This is a genomic window from Mesorhizobium sp. M4A.F.Ca.ET.022.05.2.1, from assembly GCF_003998845.1.
In the GTDB taxonomy this organism is placed as follows: domain Bacteria; phylum Pseudomonadota; class Alphaproteobacteria; order Rhizobiales; family Rhizobiaceae; genus Mesorhizobium.
Genome location: NZ_RZOJ01000048.1, coordinates 1 through 25,480 on the forward strand (window position 1 = coordinate 1; position 25,480 = coordinate 25,480).

The window sequence follows — 25,480 nt, forward strand, 5'->3', positions numbered from 1 at the left end:
GGTGAGGCAGGCCGGCAAGGAAAACCTTGCCGGCCTTTTTTTGAGGATCTGTCGAGATTCAGGCAAGGCGGCCTGCAAACGTCGTCGTCCTGCGCTTGCGGTGCTCACGCGCGGTTCTCAGACCTCCCAGTTTGTTCGCTTCGCGCCCGTCTTCGACTCCGGCTCGGCCTGACCTGAATCTAAACAGATTCCAAACCCGGCTCCCGATTTCGGCAGATCGTTAAATTGCGTGGTTTTTCGGGAAGATGATCGCAATCCCCTCTTGTTACGAAGAGCTAATAGACAGGCTTGTGGGGGGCCAAAGTTGCAGATCAGGTTCATCGCGAATTCGACGCCAGCGGCAAGGAACGCGCAGGCGCCGGGAGCGACCGTTTCACCGACGCCATCGGCGGAATCCCGACGCATCAAGAGCGATGTCGATGCCGCCCGCACCACCGCGATGTCGGCCCTCAACAACGACCGCTTCCGCGTCATGCTGGAGCAGATCAGCGATCCCGGCGCATCCGGCGCATTGGTGACGATGGGCAGCGACGCCGGCAGCACCACCGACATCAAGACAGCACTGTCGCGCTACGCCGAAAACAGCGAATAGCCGAAACGGCCGATTGGTTCAGGCCCGCCCGCGACGGCGTTCGCGGCGAGCTTCGCTGGTCTCGGCGGTGTTAGGCGTCGCCACCTTGTTGCGCATCGGGCCGATGCGCTCGACGATCGTGTCGATGGTCGGGCGGCTCGATCTGGTGTGGGCGTCGAGCGCCTTGCGCATGGCGGCAAGATGCTGGAACGAGGTGCCGCAGCAGCCGCCGACGATCTTGGCGCCGGCATCAACGGCGAGCCTGACATAGTCGGCCATCAGTTCCGGCGTGCCGGAATAATGGATCTCGGTGCCGCGGAATTCCGGGATGCCGCAATTGCCCTTGACGATCACCGTCGCCTCCGGCCTGGCTTCGGTCATGTCGAGCAGCGAGGCCAGGATGTCGGACGCGCCGACGCCGCAATTGGCCCCGACGCCGAGCGGATCTTGCGACAGCCCGTCGACGACACCGTGGATGTCCTTCGGCAGCAAGCCCATCATGGTGCGGCCGGCGGTGTCGAAAGAGCCGGTATAGGTGTAGGGCAGGCCGACGCGGATGGCGGCCTCGGCCGCGGCGCGGATTTCGTCCGGTGCCGACATGGTCTCGATCCAGGCGACTTCGGCGCCGCCCGCCTTGAGGCCTTCGATCTGCTCGGCGAAGGCGTCTACCGCCTCGTCATAGGTCATGGCGCCGAGCGGCACCAGCAATTCGCCGGTCGGTCCGACAGAGCCTGCGACGATCACCTTGCGGTTAGCCTTGTCGGCGACCGCGCGCGCGATTTCGGCGGCGCGCTTGTTCAACGCATGTACGCGATCCTGGGCATGATGCAGCTTCAGCCGGTGGCGGGTGCCGCCGAAGGAGTTGGTCAGGATGATGTCGGCGCCAGCATCGACGAAGTTCTGGTGCAGGCTGGTGATGGTGTCGGGCGCGGTCTCGTTCAGCAACTCCGGCGCTTCGCCGGCTTCCAGGCCCATGGCGAACAGATTGGTGCCGGTGGCGCCATCGGCGAGCAGCACGCCCTTTTCGGCAAGCAATGCCTCGATCGGGTTGGTCATGATGACATACGCCTTCCGGGAGTTCCAAGCAGGTTTCGCTTCGCTCCGCCTGCTTGTTGTTCTATTGCTTCAGGTTCTGCTCGCAAAACCGCGAGGGCACTTTTGCGGAATCTGCTATCGAGATAAGGATATAAAGAACTCTTTATATGACGTCAATCTCAAAGCCGGCGGTCAGCCGTCAAAATTGGACCTCAGCCAGCCTTTGCGCGAAGCTCGCCGCCTCATGCGCATTGATGTCGGCGGCGCGGATCAGATTGTCGAAATGGCTGGTCAAGGTGCGGATCGGCTGCGTGGCATTCAGCACCAGATACATGTCGCCGACATAGATGGCGGCTCGGTAGGGCCCGAAGATGGTGTAGGGGATCGAGTAGCGCATGCGCCCGTCATAGAGGTACAGGCGGAAGGTCGGATAGAGATCATCGAGCAGTGTCGCCATGTGTAGAAGCTGCTGGCGGCGCTCGGCCTCGGGAAAGCGGTCCCAGACGCCTAGCCCGCGCGCGAAGATCTCGAGCGTGTGGCGCGGCATGCAGACCTCCATGTCGGTCTCCGGGCGCCTGGTATAGTCGATGCGGTATTGCGTCTCGCCCGCCTGCGCCTCGCGGCTCTTGTTGGTGATGTTCGCCTCGTAGTCGACCAGTGCCTCGGTGCGCAGCAGGTCCGGAATGCCGGCCGGCACGTAGCGGATTTTCGTTCCCGCCGCCTCGGAGTGCCATTTGGCGAGCAGCGTGCGGTCGAAGCCGTCGGGCGCCTCCTCGATCTCCAAGCTCTCGCGGATTTCTCCGGTGACGCCTTCGTCATGGCTCAGGCCCAGCAGCCAGTCGAGCGACACTTTGAACTCGGCGGCGATGTTGAGCAGCGTCTCCGCGCGGGGCAGTCGGGTCGACGTCCCGGAGAGCAGTTGCGACAGCGCCGAGCGGTCTATGCCGACCGCTGTCGCGAAAGCCGACTGGTTCAGGTCCGAGCGTGTCAAGAGCAATTTCAGGCGATCTCGGAAGAGAGTCGACAGGTCGCGCTTGTCCATCATGCTGCTCCAGCTTTGGAGAGGAAAAATTTGCGCCGAAGCCGAATTGAACGTGGCTCAGGCGTAAATGAATCCTTTGTTTGTGTACAATGTATAACATATGCGGCTGAAAATGCGCACTCGCAACAGTTTGTGCGCTTTGTCGCGTTGCGACAACGGCAGGCTCCTGACACAATGCTGTCAGGAATCAAAGTGGTTCCGGCGACTGGAGGGCAGTGGTCGATCGCATGGCAAGCATGACTAAGAGACGTAGCAGTGCAGCGGCTATCGAATGGCCGACCGTATTCCTGGCATTTTTCTGCTACGGCACCTGGCTCGCCACCGGCTTCCTTCTTTGGCCATCCTATCCGATACTGGCGCTCGGCGCCCTGGCCCTGACCGCCGCGCTGCAATCCTCGCTGATGCACGAAGTGCTGCACGGCCATCCGACACGCAATGCGCGGATCAATGAAGCCTTTGTCTTCCTGCCGATCGGCGTGGTGTGGCCGTTCCGCCGCTTCAAGACGATCCATCTTCGCCACCATGCCGACGAGCGGCTGACTGATCCGCTTGACGATCCGGAGAGCTATTATCAGGCGCTCTGGATGCATGAGGAGTTGCCGCCGGCGATGAAATTCCTGCTGAAGGTCAACAACACGATGATAGGCCGGCTCATTCTCGGTCCGTGGCTGTCGTCGATCGGTTTCTTCATCGACGACGCCAAGCAGATTGCTGCCGGCGACAAGGCGATCCGCAAGGCATGGCTGCTGCACGCCGTCGGCCTTGCCGTAGTCGTGCCGATCGTGACGTTCGGCTTCGGCATTCCGCTGTGGCTCTACATCCTGGTGCCGGTTTGGCTCGGCCAGTCGATGATTTCGATCCGCACCTATGCCGAGCATCAGTGGTCGGAGCATCCGGAAGGGCGCACGGTGATCATCGAGCGCTCGCCGCTGTCCTTCCTGTTCCTCAACAACAATCTGCATTTCGTTCATCACAAGAGCCCGACGGTTGCCTGGTACAGACTGCCGAAGCTGTTCCGCGACCGCCGCGAGGAGTGGCTGCGGATGAACAATGGCTATGCCTACCCGAACTATTTCGCGCTCCTCAAGGCGCATGCCTTCAAGGCGAAGGAGCCAATCGTCCATCCGGTGCTGCGGCGCGCGCCGGAGCCGGGCCGGGCATTCAAGCCGCGGGTTCGGGCGCGCAACGTCAATGGGCTAGGCAGCGCGCCGGTTCCGGCCGAGCCGCCGAAGGAATGATCCCGGCATAGCCGTTTCGCGCGGCATCTATGCTGCGGGCGGCTCGCGTCCGCGATCTTGTCAGTTTTCCAGAACAGCGGTCAAATCCAGGCATGAGCGAATTCGTTGCGGCCTTGCCGATGTATGACTGGCCCGAGGCGAGGGGCGAGGTCGATGCGCAATGGGCGCGGCTGCGTGAAGCCATCAGGCAGAAGGGCATCGACGCGCCGGAGATACTCGTCCGCGGCAATGGCGACCTGCCGCCGGTGCCCGGCGGCATCCGCGACGCAGCCGGCAAGGTCATCGCGCCCGATCCGGCGACGCTGCCGGCGAGCGACCTCGATTTCCACGGGCTCTGGCTGCATCCGGCGCTGCTGTTCGGGCAGACCTGCTGGGGGCCGATGGAACTGGGGCTCGCGAGCCACGTCCAGGTGATCGGCCAGCCGAGCTACGATGCCATCGAGGGCGGGCAGGGCGAGCTCTATTCCAGCGCCATCGTCATGCCGGCGGACGGCGGGCCGTTCGTAGCATCGCCGGCTGATGGCAGCGCCTCGATCCCGCTCGATCTCATCCGTGGCAAACGCTTCGCCTTCAACAATCCGGATTCCATGTCCGGACTGCTCGGGCTGACGCGCGACCTGGAGGCGATGGGCGAAAGCCTCGACATTTTTGCTTCGCAGATCGAGAGCGGCGGGCATCGTTCATCGATCGTCGCCATTGCCGAGGGCAGGGCCGATGTCGCGGCGATCGACTGCGAGAGCTGGGCGCTGGCCAAACGCTTCGAGCCGGCCGCGCGAGAAGTGAAGGTCGTCGGCTGGACCAAGCGGCGCAAAGGCCTGCCGTTCATCACCGCCCGCGCCACGCCGCCAGAGACGGTAGCGGCGTTACGCGAAGCGATCGCTGATATCAGCCAGGCTCAGCCCAGTAGCCGCTCGTCGAGGGGATAGCGCGAGAGCTGCCGGTTGCCGGTCTCGGTGATCAGGATTTGCTCCTCGATCTTGACACCCTCGCGTCCGCCCAGGCGGCCGATGTAGCTTTCGACGCACAGCACCATGCCGGGTTCGAGCACGCCGTCCGGCGTATCCTCGGTCCAGTCGCTGGCGTGCGGCAGCGTCGGATATTCGTCCGCCAGGCCGACGCCGTGGTAGAGCACGCCGTAGCGGGTCGGGAAGCAGTCGCCGGGCGGCACCGTCGCGCGCTCGACGAGCTCGCGGAAGGAAATGCCCGGCCGCATCAGTTCGGTGTTGTGGGCGATCTGGTCGGCGGCGATGCGGAAGAGATCGCGCTGCTCGTTCGACGGTTTTCCGTCGCCGCAGAGCCAGGTGCGCGAGAGGTCGGCACAGAAGCCATACGGGCCGATCAGGTCGGTGTCGAAGGCGACGAGATCGCCGTCCTTGATGACGCGCGACGAGCACTCCTGGAACCACGGATTGGTGCGCGGACCTGAAGACAGCAGCCTGGTCTCGATCCATTCGCCGCCGCGCGCGATGTTGCCGCGATGGAGCTCCGCCCAGAGCTCGTTTTCGGAAATGCCTGGCTTCAGCGCCCGTTCCATCTCGCCCATCGCCGCCTCGCAGGCGACGATCGAGCGGCGCATGGCGAGGATCTCGTCCGGCGATTTGATCAGCCGCGCGCTCTCCATCACTGCCTCGCCATTTCCGATACTGACGCCGAGGCGGGCTAGCTCCTCGGCGCCCTCCGGATTGATGTGGTCGACCGCGATGCGGTGGTTGCCGCCGCCATGTTGCGCAACCAGATCGGCGATGCCTGCGGCCCAGCGGCGGACCTTCAATGACGTCAGCTCGCCGCTGTAGAGATACATCCACGACACCGCCGGCCGCACCTCGTCGACGACGCCGGAATGATCGGACAGGTGCTCGCAGGAGAAATAATCGAATAGCACCACCGGTCCCTCGGTGGCGACGAAACAGTGGCGCGTCGGATTGTGCGCGACCCACAGCTGCATGTTGGTCGAGTCGGTCGCGTAGCGGATGTTGACGGGATCGTAGAGCAGCGCGCCGGCGTAGTCGCGCCGCTTCAACTCGGCACGTATTCTGCCGAGCCGGTATTCGCGTATGGCCGCAAGATCGGGAGCGGCAATGCCGGCCGCCTGCCACTCGGCCTCGGCGAACGCCCCGTAGCCCAGCACATGCTGGTTGAGCGAGGCCGCCTTCTGGCGGGAGGCTTCGCGCAACGCCTCGACGGAGCCGGCCGCATCCGGTTCGAACGGCATGATCTTGCGATGGCGGCCGAAGCGTTGCGTCTCCATGCGGGCTCTCCTGGTGCCGCTATTGCGCCGTGATCTTGTAGAGTCTGGTTATCGTGAGCTGGCGGGTCGTGGGCGTACCGCCGAGCAACTGAGGTACCGCAACCTGCCGATGGATGGTCTCCATCGCATAGCCGGCGTTGGCGATCCTGTCGAAAATGACCGAATTCGGCTCGCCGTCGTCCGCCGCCAGGACAAGCACGGCGGGTTCGCGGATCGACGGGGCGAAATCGGGTATCTCGTCGTCGAGCACGACGAGATCGGGATCGACAAGACGCAAATTGCCGGCCCAGAACCAGCTGGATATCACAGTGCGAACCGGCCCGTCGGACATGAGCTGGCTGTACAGCGAATGATAGTCCATCCGCACGATGCGCCCGCGGCTGTCTCCGCCGTACACCTGCATGTACCAGCTTACCGGCAGCACGAGGATGGCGAGGACGGCGCCGGCGAAGACAATCGTACCTTGCGTCTTCCTGCCCCTGTCGCCGATGGCATCCAGACGCATGGCGAGGGCGGCGGGCAGCAAAACGAAAACGGGAAGCATCCAACGATCGCGAAATTGCGTTACGCCGCCCGCCAGCACCACCACCAGCGTGATCAGCAAGGCAAGAGCAAACGCGCGCCAGACCAGCGTCTCGGGCCACGGCCAGGGCTGTGACGATGGCGCGGATTTCCTGATTGCCAATAAGAACGCAACGGCGAAGACGGCGATCGGAAGCCCGGCGAAGTTGAGTATCGCCTTGCCCAACCCGAACACGCCGAGCGATGCAGTCGCCGCCGCGCTGCCACCCTCGGCAACGCCGAAGCCGTCGCTATGCAACAGCAAGTCTTCAAGATGCGCGAAGCTCCAGTGGAATGTCGGCAGACAGGCAAGGATGGCCACCATAATGCTGATCGGGAAGCGGCGGTCGAAGATCGCCGCGCGGGTTTCGCGCAGCGACAGCGCCGCCAGAAACAGCGCGGCGATAAAGACGACATTGTTGTATTTCGAGAGCATCGCCGCGGCAGTTGCCAGGCCAAACAGCACATAGGCGGCGAGGGATCGCCGCTTCAACACCTCGACCAGCGCCAGGAACAGCACCGACGAAAAGCAGAATATGGCGACCGAGTGGGTGAGGGCATGCTGCATTTCCCAGATGATCTGTGGAAACAGAAGCAGGCCGAACATTGCGGCCGCGGCCGCGCGACTCGAGTAGCCTAGCCGACGTACCGCGGTGAAGTATGAGGCGAGCCCTCCGGCCAGCAGACCATACTTCACGATCTTCAGGGCGAGGACGTTGGTTCCGACCAGCGAGGCCGTCAGGTGGGCAAGCCAGGTGTAGAGCGGTGGCTGCGAACTGCCGTAGCCAGCCGCAAGGACTCGCATCACCATCAATTGCTCGGATTCATCGACGCCGACGCCAGTGCCTGCCCAATGCGACGACAGCGTCATCACCACGACCTGGACAAGGCAATATATGACGGCAAAGGCGAGCGCGGCGTTGAGTGGACCGGCCTTGTCGTCGCAAAGCCAGTCGGTCCATTTCTCTAGATGCTGCAAGGACGTCGTCTTCCCATCGCGGCCGCTCGAACCGTGCTTGGTCGAAACGCCACCTACACGATCCAACACGCGCTGTCGCCCTTTTAAGTGCGCATCTTCTCGCCGCTCGGGTCGAAGGGCGGTTCGACATTGATGCGGGCCGGACGGCGGTGGCCGAGTATCTCGATCTCGAACAGACCGGCGCTTTCGTCCTCGGCCAACGCCGCCGGCACATAGCCCTGCGCCATCGACTTCTGAACATAGTGCGCATAGCCGCCCGAAGTGACCCAGCCCACCACACGCCAGTCGCCATCGGCGATGCCGCGCACTGCGGAGGCGCCTTCGGCAGCCTGCGAACCGCGCACTTCCTTGCCTGTGGTGTCGAAGCGCGGCGCGCCATAGCCATGTGGCTTTTCCACCGTACCGTAGTCCTTGCTGACCTTAGCCCAGATCGGCTCGTCGCCCATCACGTCCGCATCCGCTGCATCGACGATGAAGGAGACCCGGCGCAGTTTTGGCCCCTCGGCGAGCTCCCTGGCGGACGCCTCGCGGCCGATGAAGTCGTTCTTCTCCAGCTTGATGAAGCGGTCCATCGAGCCTTCGAACGGGCCGTAGATCGGGCGCAATTCGCGGAACCAAGTCGGGAAGTTCTTTTCAAGGCGCATCGAGAGCAGGGCGCGCATGCCGAAATCGACGAGGCCGAACTCCTCGCCAGCTTCCTTGATCGCCTTGTAGACGAGGCGCTGATAGGCGGGCGCCATCCAGATCTCGTAGCCGAGGTCCCCAGTATAGGTGATGCGGTTTACCAGGCAGGGCGCGCCGCCGACGGCCATCTCGCGGAAATCCATGAATCGGAAGGCCTTGGTGGAGATGTCGACATCGACCAGCTTCTGCAGCAGGTCGCGAGATTTCGGCCCGGCGATCGACAGGCCGACCAGTGTCTGGTCGAAGCGGTGGATGCGCACCGAGCCGTCCTTGGGCAGGTGCTTCTCGAACCAGCGCATATGGTATTTCTGCGCGGCAGACGAGCCCCAGATCATGAAGCGGTCCTCGCCTGACTTGGCGATGGTGAAGTCGCCGATCAGCTTGCCGAACTCGTTGACCATCGGGGTCAGCACGATGCGGCCAACCTTCGGCATGCGGTTGGTCATCAGCCGGTTGAGGAATTCCTCGGCCGACGGTCCGGAGACTTCGTATTTGGCGAAGTTGGCGATCTCGGTGACGCCGACCTTCTCACGCGTGGCGCGCACCTCCTCGCCGATCGGGCCGAAGTCGTTGGAGCGATGGAAGGAGACGATGTCCTTGGGCTCGGTACCCTTCGGGGCGAACCAGAGCGGGGTTTCCAAGCCCCACGAGTCGCCCATGACGGCGTTGTTGGCGAGCATGGTGTCGTAGAGCGGCGTCGTCTGCGCGGGGCGGGCGGCGGGCAACTCTTCGTTCGGGAAGCGGATCGAGAAGCGGCGCGAATAATTCTCGCGCACCTTGGCATTGGTGTACCGCAGGCTCGCCCATTCGCCGAAGCGGGCCACATCCATGCCCCAGACGTCGAAGCCCGGATCGCCATGCACCATCCAGTTGGAGAGCGCGAGGCCGACGCCGCCGCCCTGGCTGAAGCCGGCCATCACGGCGCAGGCGCACCAGAAATTGGTCAGGCCCTGCACCGGGCCTACCAGCGGGTTGCCGTCGAGCGCGAAGGTGAAGGGGCCATTGATGATCTGCTTGATGCCGGCCTTCTCGATGCCGGGGAAATGCTTGAAGCCGATCTCCAGCGACGGCGCGATGCGATCGATGTCGGGCTGCAAGAGTTCATGGCCGAAATCCCAGGGCGTGTTGACCGGCGACCACGGCTTGCAGGCCTTTTCATAGGTGCCGAGCAGGATGCCGTTGCGCTCCTGGCGGGTATAGATCTCGCCCTTGAAATCGAGCACGCCGATCATCTCGCGGCCAGTCGACTTGTTGAACTCCTCGACCTCCGGCATCGGCTCGGTGAGCAGGTACATATGCTCCATCGCCAGCACCGGCAGCTCGACGCCGACCATGCGGCCGATCTCGCGCGCCCACAGGCCACCGCAGTTGACGACGTGCTCGGCGTGGACCGTGCCCTGTTCGGTAACGACGTTCCAGGTGCCGTCCGGCTGCTGCGTCAGGTCGACGACACGGTTGCGCAGCACGATCTCAGCGCCAAGCTTCTTCGCGGCCTTCGAATAGGCGATGGTCGTGCCGGACGGGTCGAGATGGCCTTCGACCGGATCCCACATGGCGCCGACGAAGTTCTTGTCGTCCATCAGCGGGAACATCGCCTTGGCTTCCGACGGCGTGATCAGCTCGGTGTCCATGCCGAGATAGCGGCCCTTGGCGTGGGCGAGCCGCAGAAAGTCCATGCGCTCAGGCGTATCCGCCATCATCACGCCGCCGGTGAGGTGCAGCGAGCAGGACTGGCCGGAAAGCTCCTCGATCTCCTTGTAGAGCTGCACCGTATAGGCCTGCAGCTTGGCGACGTTGGGGTCGCCGTTCAGCGTGTGAAAGCCGCCCGCCGCATGCCAGGAGGAGCCCGAGGTCAGTTCCGAACGCTCGATCAGCATGATGTCGGTCCAGCCGGCCTTGGCCAGATGGTAGAGCACCGAGCAGCCAACAACACCGCCGCCGATGACAACCGCTTTGACGTGAGATTTCATGAAGATAGGTCCGTGTTTGAAGAGATTGAATCATGTTTCGGCGCGCCGCCAGACATTGACCGGCGCACCGATTGGCGCGCAGAAAATCAAAAATCGGTCGGGGCGCCGCCTTCGGCGCGGCGTTTCTCGACGAAGTCGTTGAGTTCTTCGCGGGTCGCCGGGTCCATATAGGGTTCTTCGTAGGACGCCAGCCGCTCCTTCCAGACCCGGTTGGCCTTTTCGAGCGCCGTTGGCGAACCGGCTTCCGTCCAGCTTTCGAAATTGCGCCAGTCGGAGAGGATTGGCGAGTAGAAGGCGGTCTTGTAGCGGTCCTGCGTGTGCTGGGTGCCGAAGAAGTGGCCGCCCGGGCCGACCGACTGGATGGCGTCGAAGCCGAGCGCGTCCTCGGACAGGTCGAGCGGGGTCAGGAACTCGGCCACCATCTGCAGCAGGTCGATGTCGAGGATGGTCTTTTCGTAGGAGCAGCGCAGGCCGCCCTCGAGCCAGCCGGCCCCGTGCATCATCAGATTGCCGCCGCCCTGGATGGCGCCCCACAGCGAAAAGACGCTTTCGTAGGCGGCCTGTGCGTCGACCGTGTTGGCAGCGCAGGTGTTGGAGGTGCGGTAGGGGATGTTGTAGCGGCGGGCGAGCTGGCCGCCGACGAGCTGCGCCTTCATGTATTCGGGCGTGCCGAAGGCCGGCGCGCCCGACTTCATGTCGACATTGGAGGTGAAGCCGCCATAGCCGACCGGCGCGCCTGTCTTCACCATCTGCGCAAACGCGATGCCTGATAGCGCTTCCGCATTCTGCTGCACCAGCGCGCCGGCGATGGTGACAGGCGCCATCGCGCCCGACAGCGTGAACGGCGTGACGATGACGACCTGGCCTTTGCTCGACATCTGGATGATGCCTTCCATCATCGGCACGTCGAGCTTGAGTGGCGAGTTGGTGTTGATGATGGTGAAGACGGAAGGCTCTTCCAGCATCTGCTCATGGCTGACGCCGCGCGCGATCCTGGCGATCTCGATGCCGTCGACATTGCGCTCCTTGCCGAGCGAATAGACGTGGAACACCTTGTCGGTCAGCATGGCGAGGTCGCGGATGCATTCCAGGTGCCGGACCGAGGGGTGGATGTCGATCGGCTCGACCGGATAGCCGCCGGTGCAGTTGAGGATGTTGTGCATCTGCGCCAGGCGCAGGAAGTTGCGGTAGTCGGCCTGGTTGCCCGGCCGGCGGCCGCGGTCGAGATCGGAGCAGTTGGGCGCCGAGGCCATCATCGAGAGGATCACGTTGTTGCCGCCGAAGCGCACATTGTGCGCCGGGTTGCGGGCATGCAGCGTGAATTCCGACGGGCAGTGCGAGATCAATTCGAGGATTAGGTCGCTGTCGAAGCGCACCCGCTCGCTGCCCGCGGTCACATCAGCTCCATGTTCCTTCATGATGCGGCGCGCTTCGTCATGCAGCACGTCGACGCCGATCTCCTTCAAGACCCGCAGTGAAGCGAGGTGGATCGATTCCAATTCGTCGTCGGAAACCAGCCTGGTCGGCGTGAGCGGATTCCTCAGCTGCCGGAAGGGCGGCTGCTCGAACGCAGCCGAGCCGCCGGCGCGCTTGCCCGCGCGGCCGCCACGGCGGGCGCGATCGGTTGCCAGTGCCGGTTCGGCGGGGGGGAGGGCAGCGGTCATGAAAAGCCTCATGGGATGCGAAAGTGAGCGGCATAATGGACCGCCGCCAATGCCGCGGGTAAGGAGGCGGCGACCACTAGGATTAGGGAAGCGACATGACGGAAGGGCATCCGATCGCCTGCCGTCCCGCAACGTGAAGCCTGTTACAGTTCCGTCTTTTACTTCCGCTATACTTGTGCGCCGAGCATCTCGAGGGGGTAGCGATGCCTGATGTCATCAAAGTGCGTGCGGCGACCAACAACGAGGTCGCGTTCCTGGCGTGGGATATTGACGGGATGATCCCGGGCTGCCTCGGCTTCGAGATCGTCCGCCTCTATCCCGACACCGGGGAGGAGCGCTGCCTGGCGGCGTGGGTGCCGTTCAAGGGACAGCGCAATCCAAGGTGGATACCCCAGGACACCGGCGTGTGGCCGGTGCAGAAGACCTTCTGGCGCGACCTCACGGTGCGCCGGCGCCGCGACAGCATCGATCTGAGGCCGGAAGGCGAGATGATCGCCTATCGCGTGCGCCCGGTTGGCGACATGAAACCGGGACTCGAACCGGTGCCGGTGCGTCCGGACCAGGTGGTGGACGGCAAACCTGCCTATGCCGGAACGCCGCGGCCGCTCGGCTATCTCGGCCAGGGCGCCGTCGGCCCGCCGATCTTCCTCGGACAGATGTTCGGCAAGGCGCGGGTCGCCTTCACCAATGGTGTTTTGTCGACGCAGTGGATGTCGCGCGCACTGGCGGAAGCCGGCATCAAGGTCGGGCAGCGCGACAAGATCAGGGCGGAGCTGCAGAACCCGGCGAGCAAGATACGCGCCTATCTGCATGGCGATGTGCCTGATGTGCTGACCAGCCTGATGAAGCGGGCCAAGGCCGAAGGCGGCACCGTCAGGCTCGCGCTCTATGAGCTTGGCGACGACGAATTGTGCGACGCGATCGTCGCCGCCAAGGATCTCGTCGAGGTCATTCTTGCCAATTCGGGCAAAGACGACCAGACGAAGGCCTGGGATTTCGGTAACGCGCCGTTCAGGAAACGCCTGCGCGACGCTGGCGTCACGGTGACGGACCGCCTGTTCAACAATAACCATATCGGCCACAACAAGTTCGCCGTCTACCGCGATGCCCAGGGCAATCCGCAGGCGCTGATGACCGGCAGCACAAACTGGACCTCGACCGGCATCTGCGGGCAATCCAACAACGCCTTCATCCGCGACGACCCGGCGATTGCGGAAGTGTTCAATGCCTATTGGGAGCGCATGAAGGCCGACGTCTTCCCACCGCCGGCGAGCGAAAGTGCCGCCGGACATGTGGCGCAAAAGCAGGGCGTGCCGTTTCGCGCGGAAAACCACATTTCGAACCCGCTGAACGGCGCCTCGGCACCGCTGGACGGCATGACGGTGTGGTTTTCGCCGAACGATCCCGAGCGTAGCAAGAAGGATATCTCGGTGCGCCCGGTCGACCTCGCGGACGTCTTCGCCCGCATCAAGGCGGCGAAGCGCGCGGTGCTCTTCCTCGTGTTCAATCCGTCGCGGCTCGGCGAGAACTCGATCGTTGACCAGGCGGTCGCGGCGGCGAATGCAGATCCGAAGCTGATCGTGCAGGGTGCGATCAGCGACGAGACCGCCATGCCCAACTATGTCGCGGCGACCAAGGATCCGGTGACTCACAAATCGAACAAGGACGGCAAGTCGCCCTTCGTCTATCCGGAGAAGGTCTGGGAGGCGCCGAACGTCTCGATCGTCAGGGCGGCAAACCTGACCGGCGCCACAGTCGCCCGCGATTTCCAGGCGGAGGTGCTGACCGTTGGCCACGCCATCGTGCACGACAAGATCGTCATCATCGATCCGATGGAGGACAATGCCACCGTCATCACCGGCAGCCACAACCTTGGCTACAAGGCGTCGTACGAAAATGACGAGAACCTGGTCATCGTCGAAGGCGACAAAACCTTTGCCGCGGCTTATGCGGTGCACATGCTCGACGTCTTCGACCATTACAAGTTCCGCGCCTGGCGCCGGACAATCGGAAAGGGGCCTTCGGCCGACGACGGGATTTCCATCGACGACAAGTGGCTGAAGCCCTATGCCGACGGCAAGAAGGGGGCGATCGCCCGCTATTTCCCGTAGCCTTTGTCCGCGTGCCTTCCATGCGCAGTGGCCGTTGGCCGGCAATGCCGCCTTCTCGCTGACGTCGGCGCCGGCGGCATTGTCGACCCGCCCGGCGGCGGGGCGCTGATGCAGGCAATCGGCCCGCTTGGCCTGCCGGCGGTGATCGTCGGGCTCGATGCGCTGCTGGTGGGTGTTGCGCTCTACAGGTCGGCCAGCCGCGAAGTTCCTGACAGGGTTTGGCTGGAGCAAGCGGTTTTCGCGGGCGAGGGGGTTACGGCTGTTCAGCCGAACCGCTAAGGCTGACGGCGGAGGAAGGGCCATGAGCGCTGCGGAAACGAACAGCGACGAGACGATGCAATGGGCGGCGATCACCGGCGTGATCGCGACCGTCTCGGTCTTCGCCATAGCGCAAGGTTTAAGCTACCCGCTGCTCAGCTTCATCCTGCAGCGCCAGGGCATCTCGCCGGCGATGATCGGCCTTTCGGCGGCGATGACGCCGATCGGCTTCATCCTGTCCTCGCCGATGATCCCGGCGCTGGCGCGCCGTTTCGGCCCAGGGCGGACAGCACTTACCTGCGCCGCGCTTTCCGCGCTCGCGCTGGCTTTGGTCGGCTGGACGCAGAACGTCTATCTGTGGTTCCCGCTGCGCTTCCTGATCGGCGTCGTCACCAACCCGCTCTATGTTCTCAGCGAAATCTGGGTGATCGCGCTGGCGCCGCCGTCGCGCCGCGGCCGCGTCATGGGCGTCTATTCGACCGTCATCTCGGCCGGCTTCGCCGCCGGTCCGCTTTGCCTGCTTGCGGTCGGCACCGAGGGCTGGCCGCCATTCCTGGTCGGCATCTCCGCGTTTGTCTTCTGCGGCGGCTGCCTGGCGCTGGTGCTTCAGCGTCTGCCCAAGGTCGACGAGGCCGGACACCAGGTTTCGGTGATGGGCTTCATGCCGAAGGCATGGCTGCTGCTCGCCGCCGTGGTCGTGGCCGCCGGCTTCGAGCAGGCGGTGCTGGCGCTGCTGCCGGTCTACGGCACCCACTACGGCATTGCCGAGGCCAGCATGTCGGCGCTGCTGTCGGCGATGATCGCCGGCAACATCGCCATGCAGGTGCCGCTCGGCCTGCTGGCCGAAAGACTGACGGCGCGCCTGGTGCGCTTCCTGTGTGTGTCGCTGACCGTGCTCGGCTGCGTGCTGCTGCCGCTGCTGATCGAGACGCCTTTGATCTGGCCCTGCGTGTTCATCTGGGGCGCGGTTTCCTACGGCATCTACACGATGTCGATCATCGAGCTCGGCGAGCGCTTCACCGGCTCGGCGCTGGTCGCCGGCAACGCCGCCTTCTCGCTGATGTGGGGCGTCGGCGGCATCCTGGTGCCGCCACTCACCGGCGGCGTCATGGATATCAGCGGCGCGTCCGGCCTGCCGGCCACTCTCGGAGCGATCTGTGCCGCACTGGCGGTGGCGACCGTTCTGCGCCGGCGCGTGATGTGAAGGAAAAGCCGCGTTCGTCGCGACAAGCTGTCATTGCCATCTTGAATGTGAGCGTCCGTGACGCGATGTAGGCGAGGCCGCCTGACAAGCTTTCGGAGACCGTGCGTGACCCAAACCATCACAAAAGGCCAGACTGAACCGGCCGCTGGAGATTCCTTCCTTTGGCTGGAAGACCGAAATGGCAAGGGGGCGCTCGACTGGGTGCACGCCCAGAACGGGCTGACGGTTGCCGAACTCCAGGGCGATCCCGGCTACCAGGCTTCGTTCGAAACCGCGCTCGACCTGATGACGGCCGAGGACAACATCGCGGTCGGGACCGCGATCAACGGCCACGTCTACAATTTCTGGCAGGACAAGACCAACGTGCTCGGCCTGTGGCGCCGCTCGACGGTCGCTTCCTACAAGACCGAAAAGCCCGAATGGGAGACGATCATCGATTTCGATGTGCTCTCGGCCAAAGAGGGCGTCAAATGGGTGTTCAGCGGTGCGAGCCGGCTTTACCCGGATTTCAACCGCTGCCTGGTGAGCATGTCGCCGGATGGCGGCGATGCCAGTGAAATGCGCGAATTCGACATCGCCGCGAAGTCCTTCGTCGAAGGCGGTTTTCGTGCGCCCGCCTCGAAGTCGGGTTTTTCCTGGCTGGATGAGGGCACCGTCATCGTCTCGGCGGCCTTCGAGGAGGACGACAAGACGCAGTCCGGCTATCCGCGCGTGGTCAAGCTGTGGAAGCGCGGCACCAGGCTTGAAGACGCCACGCCGATCTTCGAGGCCGACAAGCAGGATCTTGCGGCTGGCGGCGGGGTCGAGATCGACGGCAACAGGCGGCATCTGTTCCTGGCCCGCACCATCGACTTCTTCTCCTCGCACAGCTTCCTGCGGCTCGCTTCCGGCGAGAACCAACGCATCCCGCTGCCAGACGACGCGACCGACACCGCGATCTTCCACGGACAACTCGTCTTCGGCGTGCGCAGCCCGTGGACGGCGCCGGACGGCACACGCTGCCTGCCCGATGGGCTTTACTCACTGGATTTCGGACGTTGGATCGACACCAGCGTGCTGGGACCGGTCGAAACCGTACTCGCGCCGGCGCCTCGCGTTTCGATCGCTGGGTTGGCCCGCACCGATCAGCGGCTGTTCATCAACCTGATGGACAATGTGCGCGGTAAAGTCGTCGCTTGCGACCGGACGGGAAAAAGCTGGTCGCTGAAGCCAGTCGGTCTGCCCGAAAACGGCAATGTTGGCATCAGCCATGCGGAGCATTTCGGCGCCAGTGTCTCGTTCTCCTTCACCGATTTCCTGACGCCGAGCTCGATCATCTGGTCGGACGACGACGGCGAGACGCTGAAGACAGTGAAGGCGCAGCCGGCGCGCTTCGATGCCTCGCCCTTCATCTCCGAACAGTTCGAGGCGCGCTCCAGGGACGGCACGATGGTCCCGTACTTCGTCGTCAGGCGGCGCGACCAGAGCGGACCTGTGCCGACGCTGCTTTACGGCTATGGTGGCTTCGAAGTGCCGCTGCTGCCGGGCTATGCCGGCGTGCGCGGCCGGCTCTGGCTGGAGAAGGGCAACGCCTATGTGCAAGCCAACATACGCGGCGGCGGCGAGTTCGGCCCGGCCTGGCACCAGGCGGCGCTCAAGGGTAACCGTCAGAACGCCTTCGACGATTTCGCCGCGGTGGCAGAGGATCTCGTCAAGCGCGGCATCACGACGGCGGCGCAGCTCGGGATCCAGGGTGGCTCAAACGGCGGCCTGCTGACCGGCACGTCACTGATCCAGCGTCCGGAACTGTTCGGGGCCGTCATCATCGACGTGCCGCTGCTCGACATGCTGCGCTACACTGAACTGCCGCCCGGGGCTTCGTGGATCGCCGAATATGGCGATCCCTCGAAGCCGGAAGAGGCGGCATGGCTGGCGGCCTACTCGCCCTATCAACATGTCAAAGTGGGTGGCGACTATCCGCCGGTTCTGCTGATGACCTCAACCGCGGACGACCGCGTCCATCCCGGCCATGCCCGCAAGATGGCGGCGCGCCTGCAGGAGGCCGGCCACGGCAGGACGCTGTTCTTCGAGGAAACGGAAGGCGGACATGGCGGGCGCGGCGATCGTCGTCCTCAAGCGGCGCAAACGGCGATGCGCTATGTCTTCCTGCAGCGGGCGCTGGAGCATCGGACGGAAAAGGGGAAACCGGTTTTCGGATAATCCGATGCACTTTCGAAAACCTGCCACGGCTTGAATTCAAGGCCAAGGGCGGCTTAAGGTGCCGCCATGGCTTGCACGAAGACATCAGGCGCCTTCGGGGTTGCGGTGACGCCGTCACCGCGCACGCTTCGTGCTGAGCTGCTCAGGCTTTGCGCCCGCATCGGCTATTCGCCGCCCGCCTGTCTCTGACGAATCCAGCCCCGGCATTTGCCGGATTGATTCCAGAGGAAAGATCAAATCCATGACCTATCAGAACTATTCGCTGAAGCAGCTTCAGCAGATCGACGCCGCGCATCACCTTCACCCGTTCACCGACCACAAGGAACTGCGCGAGATCGGCTCGCGCATCATCACCCGTGCCGACGGGCCGTTCATCTATGATGCCGAGGGCACCGAGATCCTCGACGGCATGGCCGGCCTGTGGTGCGTCAATGTCGGCTATGGCCGCAATGAGCTGGCCGAGGCCGGCTATGCCCAGATGAAGGAGCTGCCCTACTACAACTCCTTCTTCAAATGCTCGACGCCGACGCCTGTGCTGTTGTCGAAGAAGCTGGCGGAACTGGCGCCGAAGCACGTCGGCCAAGTGTTCTACGGCTCGTCCGGCTCGGAGGCCAACGACACGGCGCTCAGGCTCGTCCGTCACTACTGGGCGCTCGAGGGCAAGCCGGAGAAGAACCGCGTCATCTCGCGCAAGATGGGCTATCACGGTTCGACCATTGCCGGCACCTCGCTCGGCGGCATGGAGCCGATGCACAAGCAGCTCGGCGGCGCCGTTCCCAACATCGTCCATGTGATGATGCCCTATGCCTACGAACTCGCGCTGCCCGGCGAAAGCGACCATGATTTCGGCCTGCGCGCGGCCAAGGCCGTCGAGGACGCCATCCTCGAGGCCGGCGCCGACAAGGTGGCCGCCTTCATCGGCGAGCCGGTGATGGGTGCCGGCGGGGTGAAGATCCCGCCGCTGAGCTACTGGCCGGAAGTGCAACGCATCTGCCGCAAGTACGACGTGCTCCTGATGCTCGACGAGGTGATCACCGGCTATGGCCGCACCGGCGAATGGTTCGCGGCGCAGACCTTCGGCGTCGAGCCCGACACCATCACAACGGCCAAGGCGCTGACGTCCGGCTACCAGCCGCTGTCGGCGCTGCTGGTCGGCGACCGCATCAGTGCGACGCTGGTCGAGAAGGGCGGCGAGTTCTATCACGGCTACACCTATTCCGGTCACCCCGTGGCCTGCGCCGTGGCGCTGAAGAACCTCGAGATCATCGAGCGCGAAGGCCTGGTCGAGCGGGTCAGGAACGACACCGGTCCCTACTTCGCCCAGGTGCTGCAGGAGCGCATCGCCGGGCACAATCTGGTCGGCGAGGTGCGCTCGATCGGACTGATGGGGGCGATCGAGATCGTCAAGGACAAGGCGACGAAGGAGCGTTACCTGCCGTCGGGAAGTGCTGCCGTCGTCGTGCGCGACCATGCGATCGCCCAAGGCATGATGCTGCGCGCCACCGGCGACACGATGATCCTGTCGCCGCCGCTGATCTGGACGCGCGAGACGGTCGACATGGCCTGCGACCGCATCGCCAGGGCACTCGATCTCGCCGAAGCGGATTTGCGCAAGCGCTGAACGAAACAGCCGGGCGTCGCCAGCGACGGCGCCCGGCTTCTCTTGGGCGTTAGTCGCGATCGTGGACCAACGGCCGGGCCGTACTGCCGTGTCCCAGCCCAGGAAATGTGCTGAAAAGCCGGATGCCGTCTGACAGTATGCGCCAGGGTTCATGTGAACCAACGGCAATTTCATGCAAGGGCAGGCGTGTATGGTGAGTTCCTTTCGTGCGGTCGTGGTCGGTGGCGGCTGCGTGGGCACAGGCATTCTTTATGGCCTGGCGAAACGCGGCTGGACCGATGTGGCATTGCTGGAGAGGACGCAGCTTACCGCCGGCTCGACATGGCATGCCGCAGGGCTCATTCCGTCCTACGCGCGCAGCCGCAACGTCGGCCGCATGATCGCCAGGTCGATTGAGATCTATGAGGGCCTGGAAGCCGAGACGGGCCAGAGTGTCGGCTGGCACAAATGCGGCCAGCTGCGCATTGCCAACACGCGCGACCGGCTCGACGAGTACAAGAGCTATATGGATGTCGCTGAGGTCCAGGGTCTGCGGGCCCGGATCGTATCGCCGGCGGAGGCGCGCGAGATCTGGCCGCTGCTCGACAACAAGGACATGCTGGGTGCCCTTTACCACCCCGACGATGGCCACATTGCACCCGCGGATGTCACCCAGGCGATGGCCAAGGGCGCACGCGACCTCGGCGCGAAGGTCCATCTCGACACCGAAGTTGTTGGGTTCGAGCGGATGCCGGGCGGCGAGTGGAAGGTCAACACATCGCGCGGCGACATCCTCTGCGAGCACGTCATCCTTGCTACGGGCAACTATGCGCGCCAGACCGGCGCCATGCTGGGTCTGGACATTCCGGCGATCCCGATCGTCCATCAGTACTGGATCACCGAGGCGGTTCCAGAGATTGTGGAGCGCAAACGGCTGGGCCTACCGGAAATGCCGATCCTCAGGGACGAGGGCTACGAGGGCTATCTGCGCGAAGAGGGGGATGGGCTGCTGTTCGGTCCCTATGAGCGCACGGAACAGCTCAAGCTGTTCGCCGAAAACGGCGTCCCGGAATGGTTCGGCGCCGATTTGCTCGATGAGGATTTCGACGCTGTTTCCTGGAACTGGGAGCGTGCCAGCGAATTGGTCCCCGCGCTGGGGCGCGCGGGCATCAAGCGGAATGTGCGGGGACCTTTCCAGATGACGGCCGATGAACTGCCGCTGATGGGACAGGCCTGGGGCCTTGAGAATGTCTGGCTCGCCGAAGGCGTGCCAGGGGGCATCCTCTGGGGCGGAGCTATCGGCTATTACCTTTCCGAGCGGATCGTGGAGGGCGGCAACAGCATCGATACGGCGGAGCTCGATCCCCGCCGCTTTGGCCACTATGCCAACAAGAACTGGACCCGGGCAAAAGTCAGGGAAGCCTGGGGTACGCACGCGGTACAGCACTATCCAGGCCAGGACATGCCGGCGGCGCGACCACAGAAAACGGCACCGTCCTACGATCGCCTGAGCCAGCTCGGCGCGGTATGGGACGTGTTGAACGGCTGGGAGATGCCGAGCTGGTTCGCGCCCGCGGGTGTCGAAGCGCGAAACATCTATGGCTGGCGCTGGACCCCCAAAGGCAACCACGTCGCCGAGGAAGTCCACGCCGTCCGTCAGGCCGTGGGGCTGGTCGAGATGACGCCGATGACCAAGTTCGAGGTCAGCGGCCCAGGCACCGAGGCCTGGCTCGACGGAATCCTTGCCAACAAGCTGCCTCGTCCCGGTCGTGTCGCCCTTGCCCATCACCTGACGCGGGCCGGTGGCGTGCAGGCCGAGTATGTGGTGGCGCGGCTGCAGAACGGTCTGTTCTACCTCATATCGACGCCGCGCGCCGAGCGCTGCAATTTTGACGACTTGAGCCGGCTGCTGCCGCAGAGCGGCAACGTGCAGCTTCGCAATGTCACCGACGATCGCGGCAGCTTCACAATCGTTGGACCGAAGGCGCGGGAGGTATTGCAGCCGCTGACGGAAGTCGATCTCTCCAACGAGGCCTTCCCATGGTTCAGCGTGCGGTCCGGGACCGTCGGCCTGGCCAGCGACGTGCGCCTGCTGCGCGTCAACTACTCAGGCGAACTGGGATGGGAGCTCTATCATCCGCTCTGTTATCAGCGGCATCTGCTGGACGCGCTTCTGGCGTCGGGCGAGGCGCACGGGCTCAGACCGGTTGGACTTCAAGCACTGGAGTCCCTGCGTCTCGACAAGTCCTACCGGGCCATGTACCGCGACATGAATCCCGAACTGTCGGCCTGGGAAAGCGGTCTTGACCGCTTCGTCAGCCTCGACAAGGGGGACTTCATCGGCCGGGCGGCGCTGGTCGCGAAACAGAAGCAGGGGACGGGACGCCGGATCGCCACTCTGTCGATCGATACCGACGGTGCCAGCGCTTTCGCCTTCGAGGGTGTTTACCGCGATGGCGAGCTCGTCGGCCATGTCACCTCGGCAGGCTATTCCTATAGTTTTTGTCACGACATCGCACTTGCGCTGCTGCCTCTCGAACTCGCCGCGCCCGGCACCGAACTGGAAGTTTCAATCCTTGGCGAGCGCCGCTCGGCAAAGGTGATTGCCGACTCGCCCTACGATCCGGAAGGCCTGCGCGGGCGCATGTAAGCATCCCCGGGCAGGAATGTCGGACTGATAGGCGATCCCAAGATCGCCGTACGCCGGGCTCTGGCAACGAAGACCACGCGCTAATTCCGACCGCGGCAATCGAAATACAGGCGGTGCAAAACGCAAAAACCGCGTCCCATCGGGAACGCGGCTTTGCCAGATACGCATGGCGTTTCGCTACAAGCGACTTGCGAAACTTACGGGCTCCGGTACGCGAGACCTGATCCGGAGCGCCGGGCGGATGCGATATGTCCGCCTCGCAGTCCGTTTTATAGGCACATCGTTACCGGCCGGTTATCGAGACCTTAAGCAAATCTAAATTTGCCGGTTTCTGACCGAAAAAACTCGCTAATAAGCCTGTGAAAGCAGGGCGTTATGCCTGATTGCCGCGTAGGAAATTTATAATGCCGGAAAAATCGGCGCCGGCATTTCCCTGCGCGTTGAACAGCGCGTAGAGCTGCGTCGCCCCGGCCCCGAGCGGCGTCACCGCGCCGGCGCCTTGCGCTGCCTCCTGCGACAGCTTCAAATCCTTCAGCATGAGGGCGGCGGCGAAGCCCGGCTTGTAGTCGCGGTTGGCGGGCGAGGCCGGCACCGGCCCTGGCACCGGGCAATATGTGGTGAGTGACCAGCATTGGCCCGACGAGGTCGAGGCGACGTCGAACAGCGCCTGGTGCGACAGTCCGAGCTTTTCCGCCAGCACGAAGGCTTCGGCGACGCCGATCATCGAGATGCCGAGGATCATGTTGTTGCAGATCTTGGCCGCCTGTCCGGCGCCGTCGTCGCCGCAATGGACGATGCGGCCAGCCATCGGCTTCAGGGCCGGCTCGGCCTTGGCGAAGGCGTCCTTCGAGCCGCCGGCCATAAAGGTCAACGTGCCGGCGGTGGCGCCGCCTGTGCCGCCCGAGACCGGCGCGTCGATCGACAGCAGGCCGTGCTTGCTGGCGATAGCGTGGGCCTTGCGCGCCGATTCGACGTCGATGGTGGAAGAGTCGATGAACAGCGCGCCTTTCTTCGCCTTGGGCGCGATGTCCTCATAGACCGACAGCACATGCTTGCCGGCAGGCAGCATGGTTATGACGACATCGGCGTCCTTCACCGCGGCAGGGGCGTTGGCCATGACGGTCACGCCGTGCTCCTTGGCGACGGTGAGGTTCTCCGGCACCAGGTCGAAGCCGTGCACAGAATGCCCGGCCTTGACCAGGTTGGCGGCCATCGGATTGCCCATATTACCCAAGCCGATGAAGGCGATGGTTGCCATCGTTTTTCTCCCGAAATTGTCTGGTTCAGCGCCCGATCAGCGCGCGTGCGATGATGACGCGCATGATCTCGTTAGTGCCTTCGAGGATCTGGTGGACGCGCAGGTCGCGCACCAGTTTCTCGACGCCGTAATCGTGCAGATAGCCATAGCCGCCATGCAACTGCAGCGCCTCGTTGGCGACGTCGAAGCCGACATCGGTGACGAAGCGCTTGGCCATCGCCGACCATTTGCCGGCGTCGGGCGCCTTGCGGTCGAGCTTCGAAGCGGCGGCGTAGAGGAAGATGCGCGCCGCCTGCAACTCGGTCTCCATGTCGGCCAGCCTGAACTGCAGCGCCTGGAACTGGTTGATCTTCGAGCCGAAGGCCTTGCGCTCGCCTGTATAGGATAAAGCCTTGTCGAGCGCCGACTGCGCGCCGCCGAGCGAGCAGGCGGCGATGTTCAGCCGGCCGCCGTCGAGGCCGGCCATGGCGATGCCGAAGCCTGCGCCTTCCGTGGCCAGCAGGTTCTCGACCGGCACCTTGCAATCCTCGAAGATGACCTGGCGGGTCGACTGCATGTGCCAGCCCATCTTGTGCTCGTTGGCGCCGAAGGAGAGGCCTGGTGCATCCTTGGGCACGACGAAGGTCGAGATGCCTTTCGGTCCGTCGGCGCCGGTGCGGGCCATGACGACATAGAGGTCGCTGTCGCCGGCGCCGGAGATGAACTGCTTGGCGCCGTTCAGCACATAGTCGCCGCCGCTTTTCACCGCGCGCGTCTTCAGCGCCGCGGCATCCGAGCCGGAGCCCGGCTCGGTCAGGCAATAGCTCGCCAGCCATTCCATCGAGGTCAGCATCGGCAGGAAACGCTGGCGCTGCTCCTCGCTGCCGAAGCGGTCGATCATCGACGCCGCCATGTTGTGGATCGAGATGAAGGAGGAAAATGCCGGATCGGCGCGGGCGAGCGCCTCGAAGATCAGCACGGCATCGAGCCGCCCGAGGGCCGAACCGCCAACGTCGTCGCGGACATAGATGCCGCCGAGGCCGAGCGGCCCGGTTTCGCGAATCACGTCGGCCGGGAAATGTTTCGCACGGTCCCAGTCGAGCGCGTTCGGCGCGACGCGGTTGGCGGCGAAGGCCTCGGCCATCTCCTGGATGGCGCGCTGCTCCTCGGTGAGTTCGAATTGGCTGGTGCTCGCATCGACCGCGGCGTCCATGGCGTGCTCCCTGTCGTTTTAGGCCTTCTGGCCTGTCGTTTTTGGCTTTGCGCGCCATTCAATCTAGACCAATGATGCCGCCGCGCAACCCGCCCGGTCGCGGAGCGGCTATGCATGGATCGACCAACGGAGCATGGCGTGACGACAGTCTTCGACGAACTGCTCGATCGTTTCCACGCCTATCTCAGGACCGTGGACAGCGCTCTGGTCAGCGACGCCGTCGCCCGCATCGATTGGGGCATGCCGGTGCGTCCGCTGGAGCCGCGTCGGCTCGCCTGCCTGCGCCATCTCGATCGCATCGCCGAACTCGCGCCGCCGGACATCCGACCCCTGGCGCGATTCGTGGCGGAGCATCGCGGCGATCTGCGCTGGGGCCAGACCTACAAAGTCTCGGATTTCGGCCGGGCGTTCCTGGACAATTACGGCTGGCTGGAGGTTTTCGGCACGCGCGGCCATTTCGTCAATGACGAGGTCGCGGCCGGCCTGCTGATCCTCGGACCCGCGATCGTCTATCCCGACCACCATCACATTGCCGAGGAGATCTACATTCCGCTGACCGGCGGTACGGAGTGGCACAAGGGCGAAAGCGGTTTCCATGTTCGCGAGGCGGGCGAGGTGATCCATCACCGTTCGAATGTCAGCCATGCCATGCGCACGGGCAAGGAGCCGCTGCTGGCGCTCTACATCTGGCGTGGCGGGCCGCTGGCGCAGAAGTCGACAATCCCGGGCACCGTGGCGCAGGGCAGGGGCTGATGGCTGCCAAAGCGATCATGCTGCAAGGCACCGGCTCCGATGTCGGCAAGAGCGTGCTGGTGGCGGGGCTCTGCCGCGCGGCGAAGATGCGCGGGCTGAAGGTGCGGCCGTTCAAGCCGCAGAACATGTCGAACAATGCCGCCGTCGCTGACATTCCCGGCGACAACAAGGCCAGCGGCGGCGAGATAGGCCGCGCGCAATGGCTGCAAGCGATCGCCTGCGGCGTGGCGCCGACCGTTCACATGAACCCGGTGCTGCTCAAG

General features: G+C 64.1%; 18 protein-coding genes and 1 pseudogene. 11 read left to right on the forward strand and 8 right to left on the reverse strand.

Translation table 11 applies throughout. The annotated features are described in order from the left end of the window. Positions 1-304 precede the first annotated feature (304 nt). Entirely contained in the window at positions 305-592 is a 288-nt protein-coding gene (locus EN745_RS08335) for a hypothetical protein (RefSeq protein ID WP_126054107.1), read from the forward strand. Between the two features lie 18 nt (positions 593-610). Here EN745_RS08335 and bmt read toward each other — a convergent pair whose 3' ends face one another. Then, a complete protein-coding gene (gene bmt / locus EN745_RS08340; protein ID WP_126054108.1) occupies positions 611-1,627 on the reverse strand; it encodes a betaine--homocysteine S-methyltransferase in 1,017 nt (338 codons plus the stop codon). Between the two features lie 178 nt (positions 1,628-1,805). Further along, positions 1,806-2,648 carry a helix-turn-helix transcriptional regulator gene (locus EN745_RS08345; protein WP_127420987.1) on the reverse strand — a complete coding sequence of 281 codons (843 nt, stop codon included), beginning with the start codon at positions 2,646-2,648 and terminating at the stop codon, positions 1,806-1,808. Between the two features lie 227 nt (positions 2,649-2,875). Here EN745_RS08345 and EN745_RS08350 point away from each other — a divergent pair, with 227 nt between their 5' ends. Further along, positions 2,876-3,886: a fatty acid desaturase gene (locus EN745_RS08350; protein ID WP_127420988.1), complete on the forward strand. Its 1,011-nt coding sequence runs from the start codon at positions 2,876-2,878 to the stop codon at positions 3,884-3,886. A gap of 92 nt (positions 3,887-3,978) precedes the next feature. Then, entirely contained in the window at positions 3,979-4,812 is an 834-nt protein-coding gene (locus EN745_RS08355) for a PhnD/SsuA/transferrin family substrate-binding protein (protein WP_127420989.1), read from the forward strand. Here the strand turns inward: EN745_RS08355 and EN745_RS08360 are convergent. The 4 genes from EN745_RS08360 to EN745_RS08375 form a co-directional block, all read right to left on the reverse strand. Beyond that, positions 4,782-6,134: a Xaa-Pro peptidase family protein gene (locus EN745_RS08360; protein WP_127420990.1), complete on the reverse strand. Its 1,353-nt coding sequence runs from the start codon at positions 6,132-6,134 to the stop codon at positions 4,782-4,784. The genes EN745_RS08355 and EN745_RS08360 overlap by 31 nt on opposite strands. 19 nt (positions 6,135-6,153) lie before the next feature. Further along, positions 6,154-7,743 (reverse strand): glycosyltransferase family 39 protein, encoded by a 1,590-nt coding sequence (locus EN745_RS08365; protein ID WP_245487666.1) that lies wholly within the window; start codon positions 7,741-7,743, stop codon positions 6,154-6,156. Positions 7,744-7,757: 14 nt separating this feature from the next. Then, entirely contained in the window at positions 7,758-10,328 is a 2,571-nt protein-coding gene (locus tag EN745_RS08370; protein WP_127420991.1) for an FAD-dependent oxidoreductase, read from the reverse strand. Between the two features lie 86 nt (positions 10,329-10,414). Further along, on the reverse strand, positions 10,415-11,992 hold the full coding sequence (locus EN745_RS08375; RefSeq protein WP_127399854.1) for a trimethylamine methyltransferase family protein: 1,578 nt from the start codon (positions 11,990-11,992) through the stop codon (positions 10,415-10,417). Positions 11,993-12,195: 203 nt separating this feature from the next. Here EN745_RS08375 and EN745_RS08380 point away from each other — a divergent pair, with 203 nt between their 5' ends. The 6 genes from EN745_RS08380 to EN745_RS08410 all read left to right on the forward strand — a co-directional run bounded on the left by EN745_RS08380 (position 12,196) and on the right by EN745_RS08410 (position 22,014). Further along, complete coding sequence (locus EN745_RS08380) at positions 12,196-14,103, forward strand: phospholipase D-like domain-containing protein (RefSeq protein WP_127420992.1); 1,908 nt, start codon at positions 12,196-12,198, stop codon at positions 14,101-14,103. Between the two features lie 108 nt (positions 14,104-14,211). Further along, positions 14,212-14,382, forward strand: coding sequence for a hypothetical protein (locus EN745_RS36870; protein WP_245455449.1), 171 nt, complete (start codon positions 14,212-14,214; stop codon positions 14,380-14,382). Between the two features lie 22 nt (positions 14,383-14,404). Further along, entirely contained in the window at positions 14,405-15,565 is a 1,161-nt protein-coding gene (locus EN745_RS08390) for an MFS transporter (RefSeq protein WP_127420993.1), read from the forward strand. A gap of 105 nt (positions 15,566-15,670) precedes the next feature. Further along, positions 15,671-17,764, forward strand: coding sequence for a prolyl oligopeptidase family protein (locus EN745_RS08395; RefSeq protein ID WP_127420994.1), 2,094 nt, complete (start codon positions 15,671-15,673; stop codon positions 17,762-17,764). A gap of 241 nt (positions 17,765-18,005) precedes the next feature. Next, a complete protein-coding gene (locus EN745_RS08405; RefSeq protein ID WP_126054118.1) occupies positions 18,006-19,385 on the forward strand; it encodes an aspartate aminotransferase family protein in 1,380 nt (459 codons plus the stop codon). Between the two features lie 190 nt (positions 19,386-19,575). Then, positions 19,576-22,014 (forward strand): FAD-dependent oxidoreductase, encoded by a 2,439-nt coding sequence (locus EN745_RS08410; protein WP_127420995.1) that lies wholly within the window; start codon positions 19,576-19,578, stop codon positions 22,012-22,014. 373 nt (positions 22,015-22,387) lie between these two features. Here EN745_RS08410 and mmsB read toward each other — a convergent pair whose 3' ends face one another. Continuing rightward, on the reverse strand, positions 22,388-23,272 hold the full coding sequence (gene mmsB / locus EN745_RS08415) for a 3-hydroxyisobutyrate dehydrogenase (RefSeq protein ID WP_126054120.1): 885 nt from the start codon (positions 23,270-23,272) through the stop codon (positions 22,388-22,390). 25 nt (positions 23,273-23,297) lie between these two features. Then, a complete protein-coding gene (locus EN745_RS08420) occupies positions 23,298-24,464 on the reverse strand; it encodes an isobutyryl-CoA dehydrogenase (protein ID WP_127420996.1) in 1,167 nt (388 codons plus the stop codon). 138 nt (positions 24,465-24,602) lie between these two features. Here EN745_RS08420 and EN745_RS08425 point away from each other — a divergent pair, with 138 nt between their 5' ends. Both EN745_RS08425 and EN745_RS08430 read left to right on the forward strand, forming a co-directional pair. Continuing rightward, complete coding sequence (locus EN745_RS08425) at positions 24,603-25,217, forward strand: dimethylsulfonioproprionate lyase family protein (protein ID WP_127420998.1); 615 nt, start codon at positions 24,603-24,605, stop codon at positions 25,215-25,217. Continuing rightward, positions 25,217-25,480: pseudogene (locus EN745_RS08430) on the forward strand (AAA family ATPase); the annotation flags it as partial. The gene EN745_RS08425 and the pseudogene EN745_RS08430, both read left to right, overlap by 1 nt.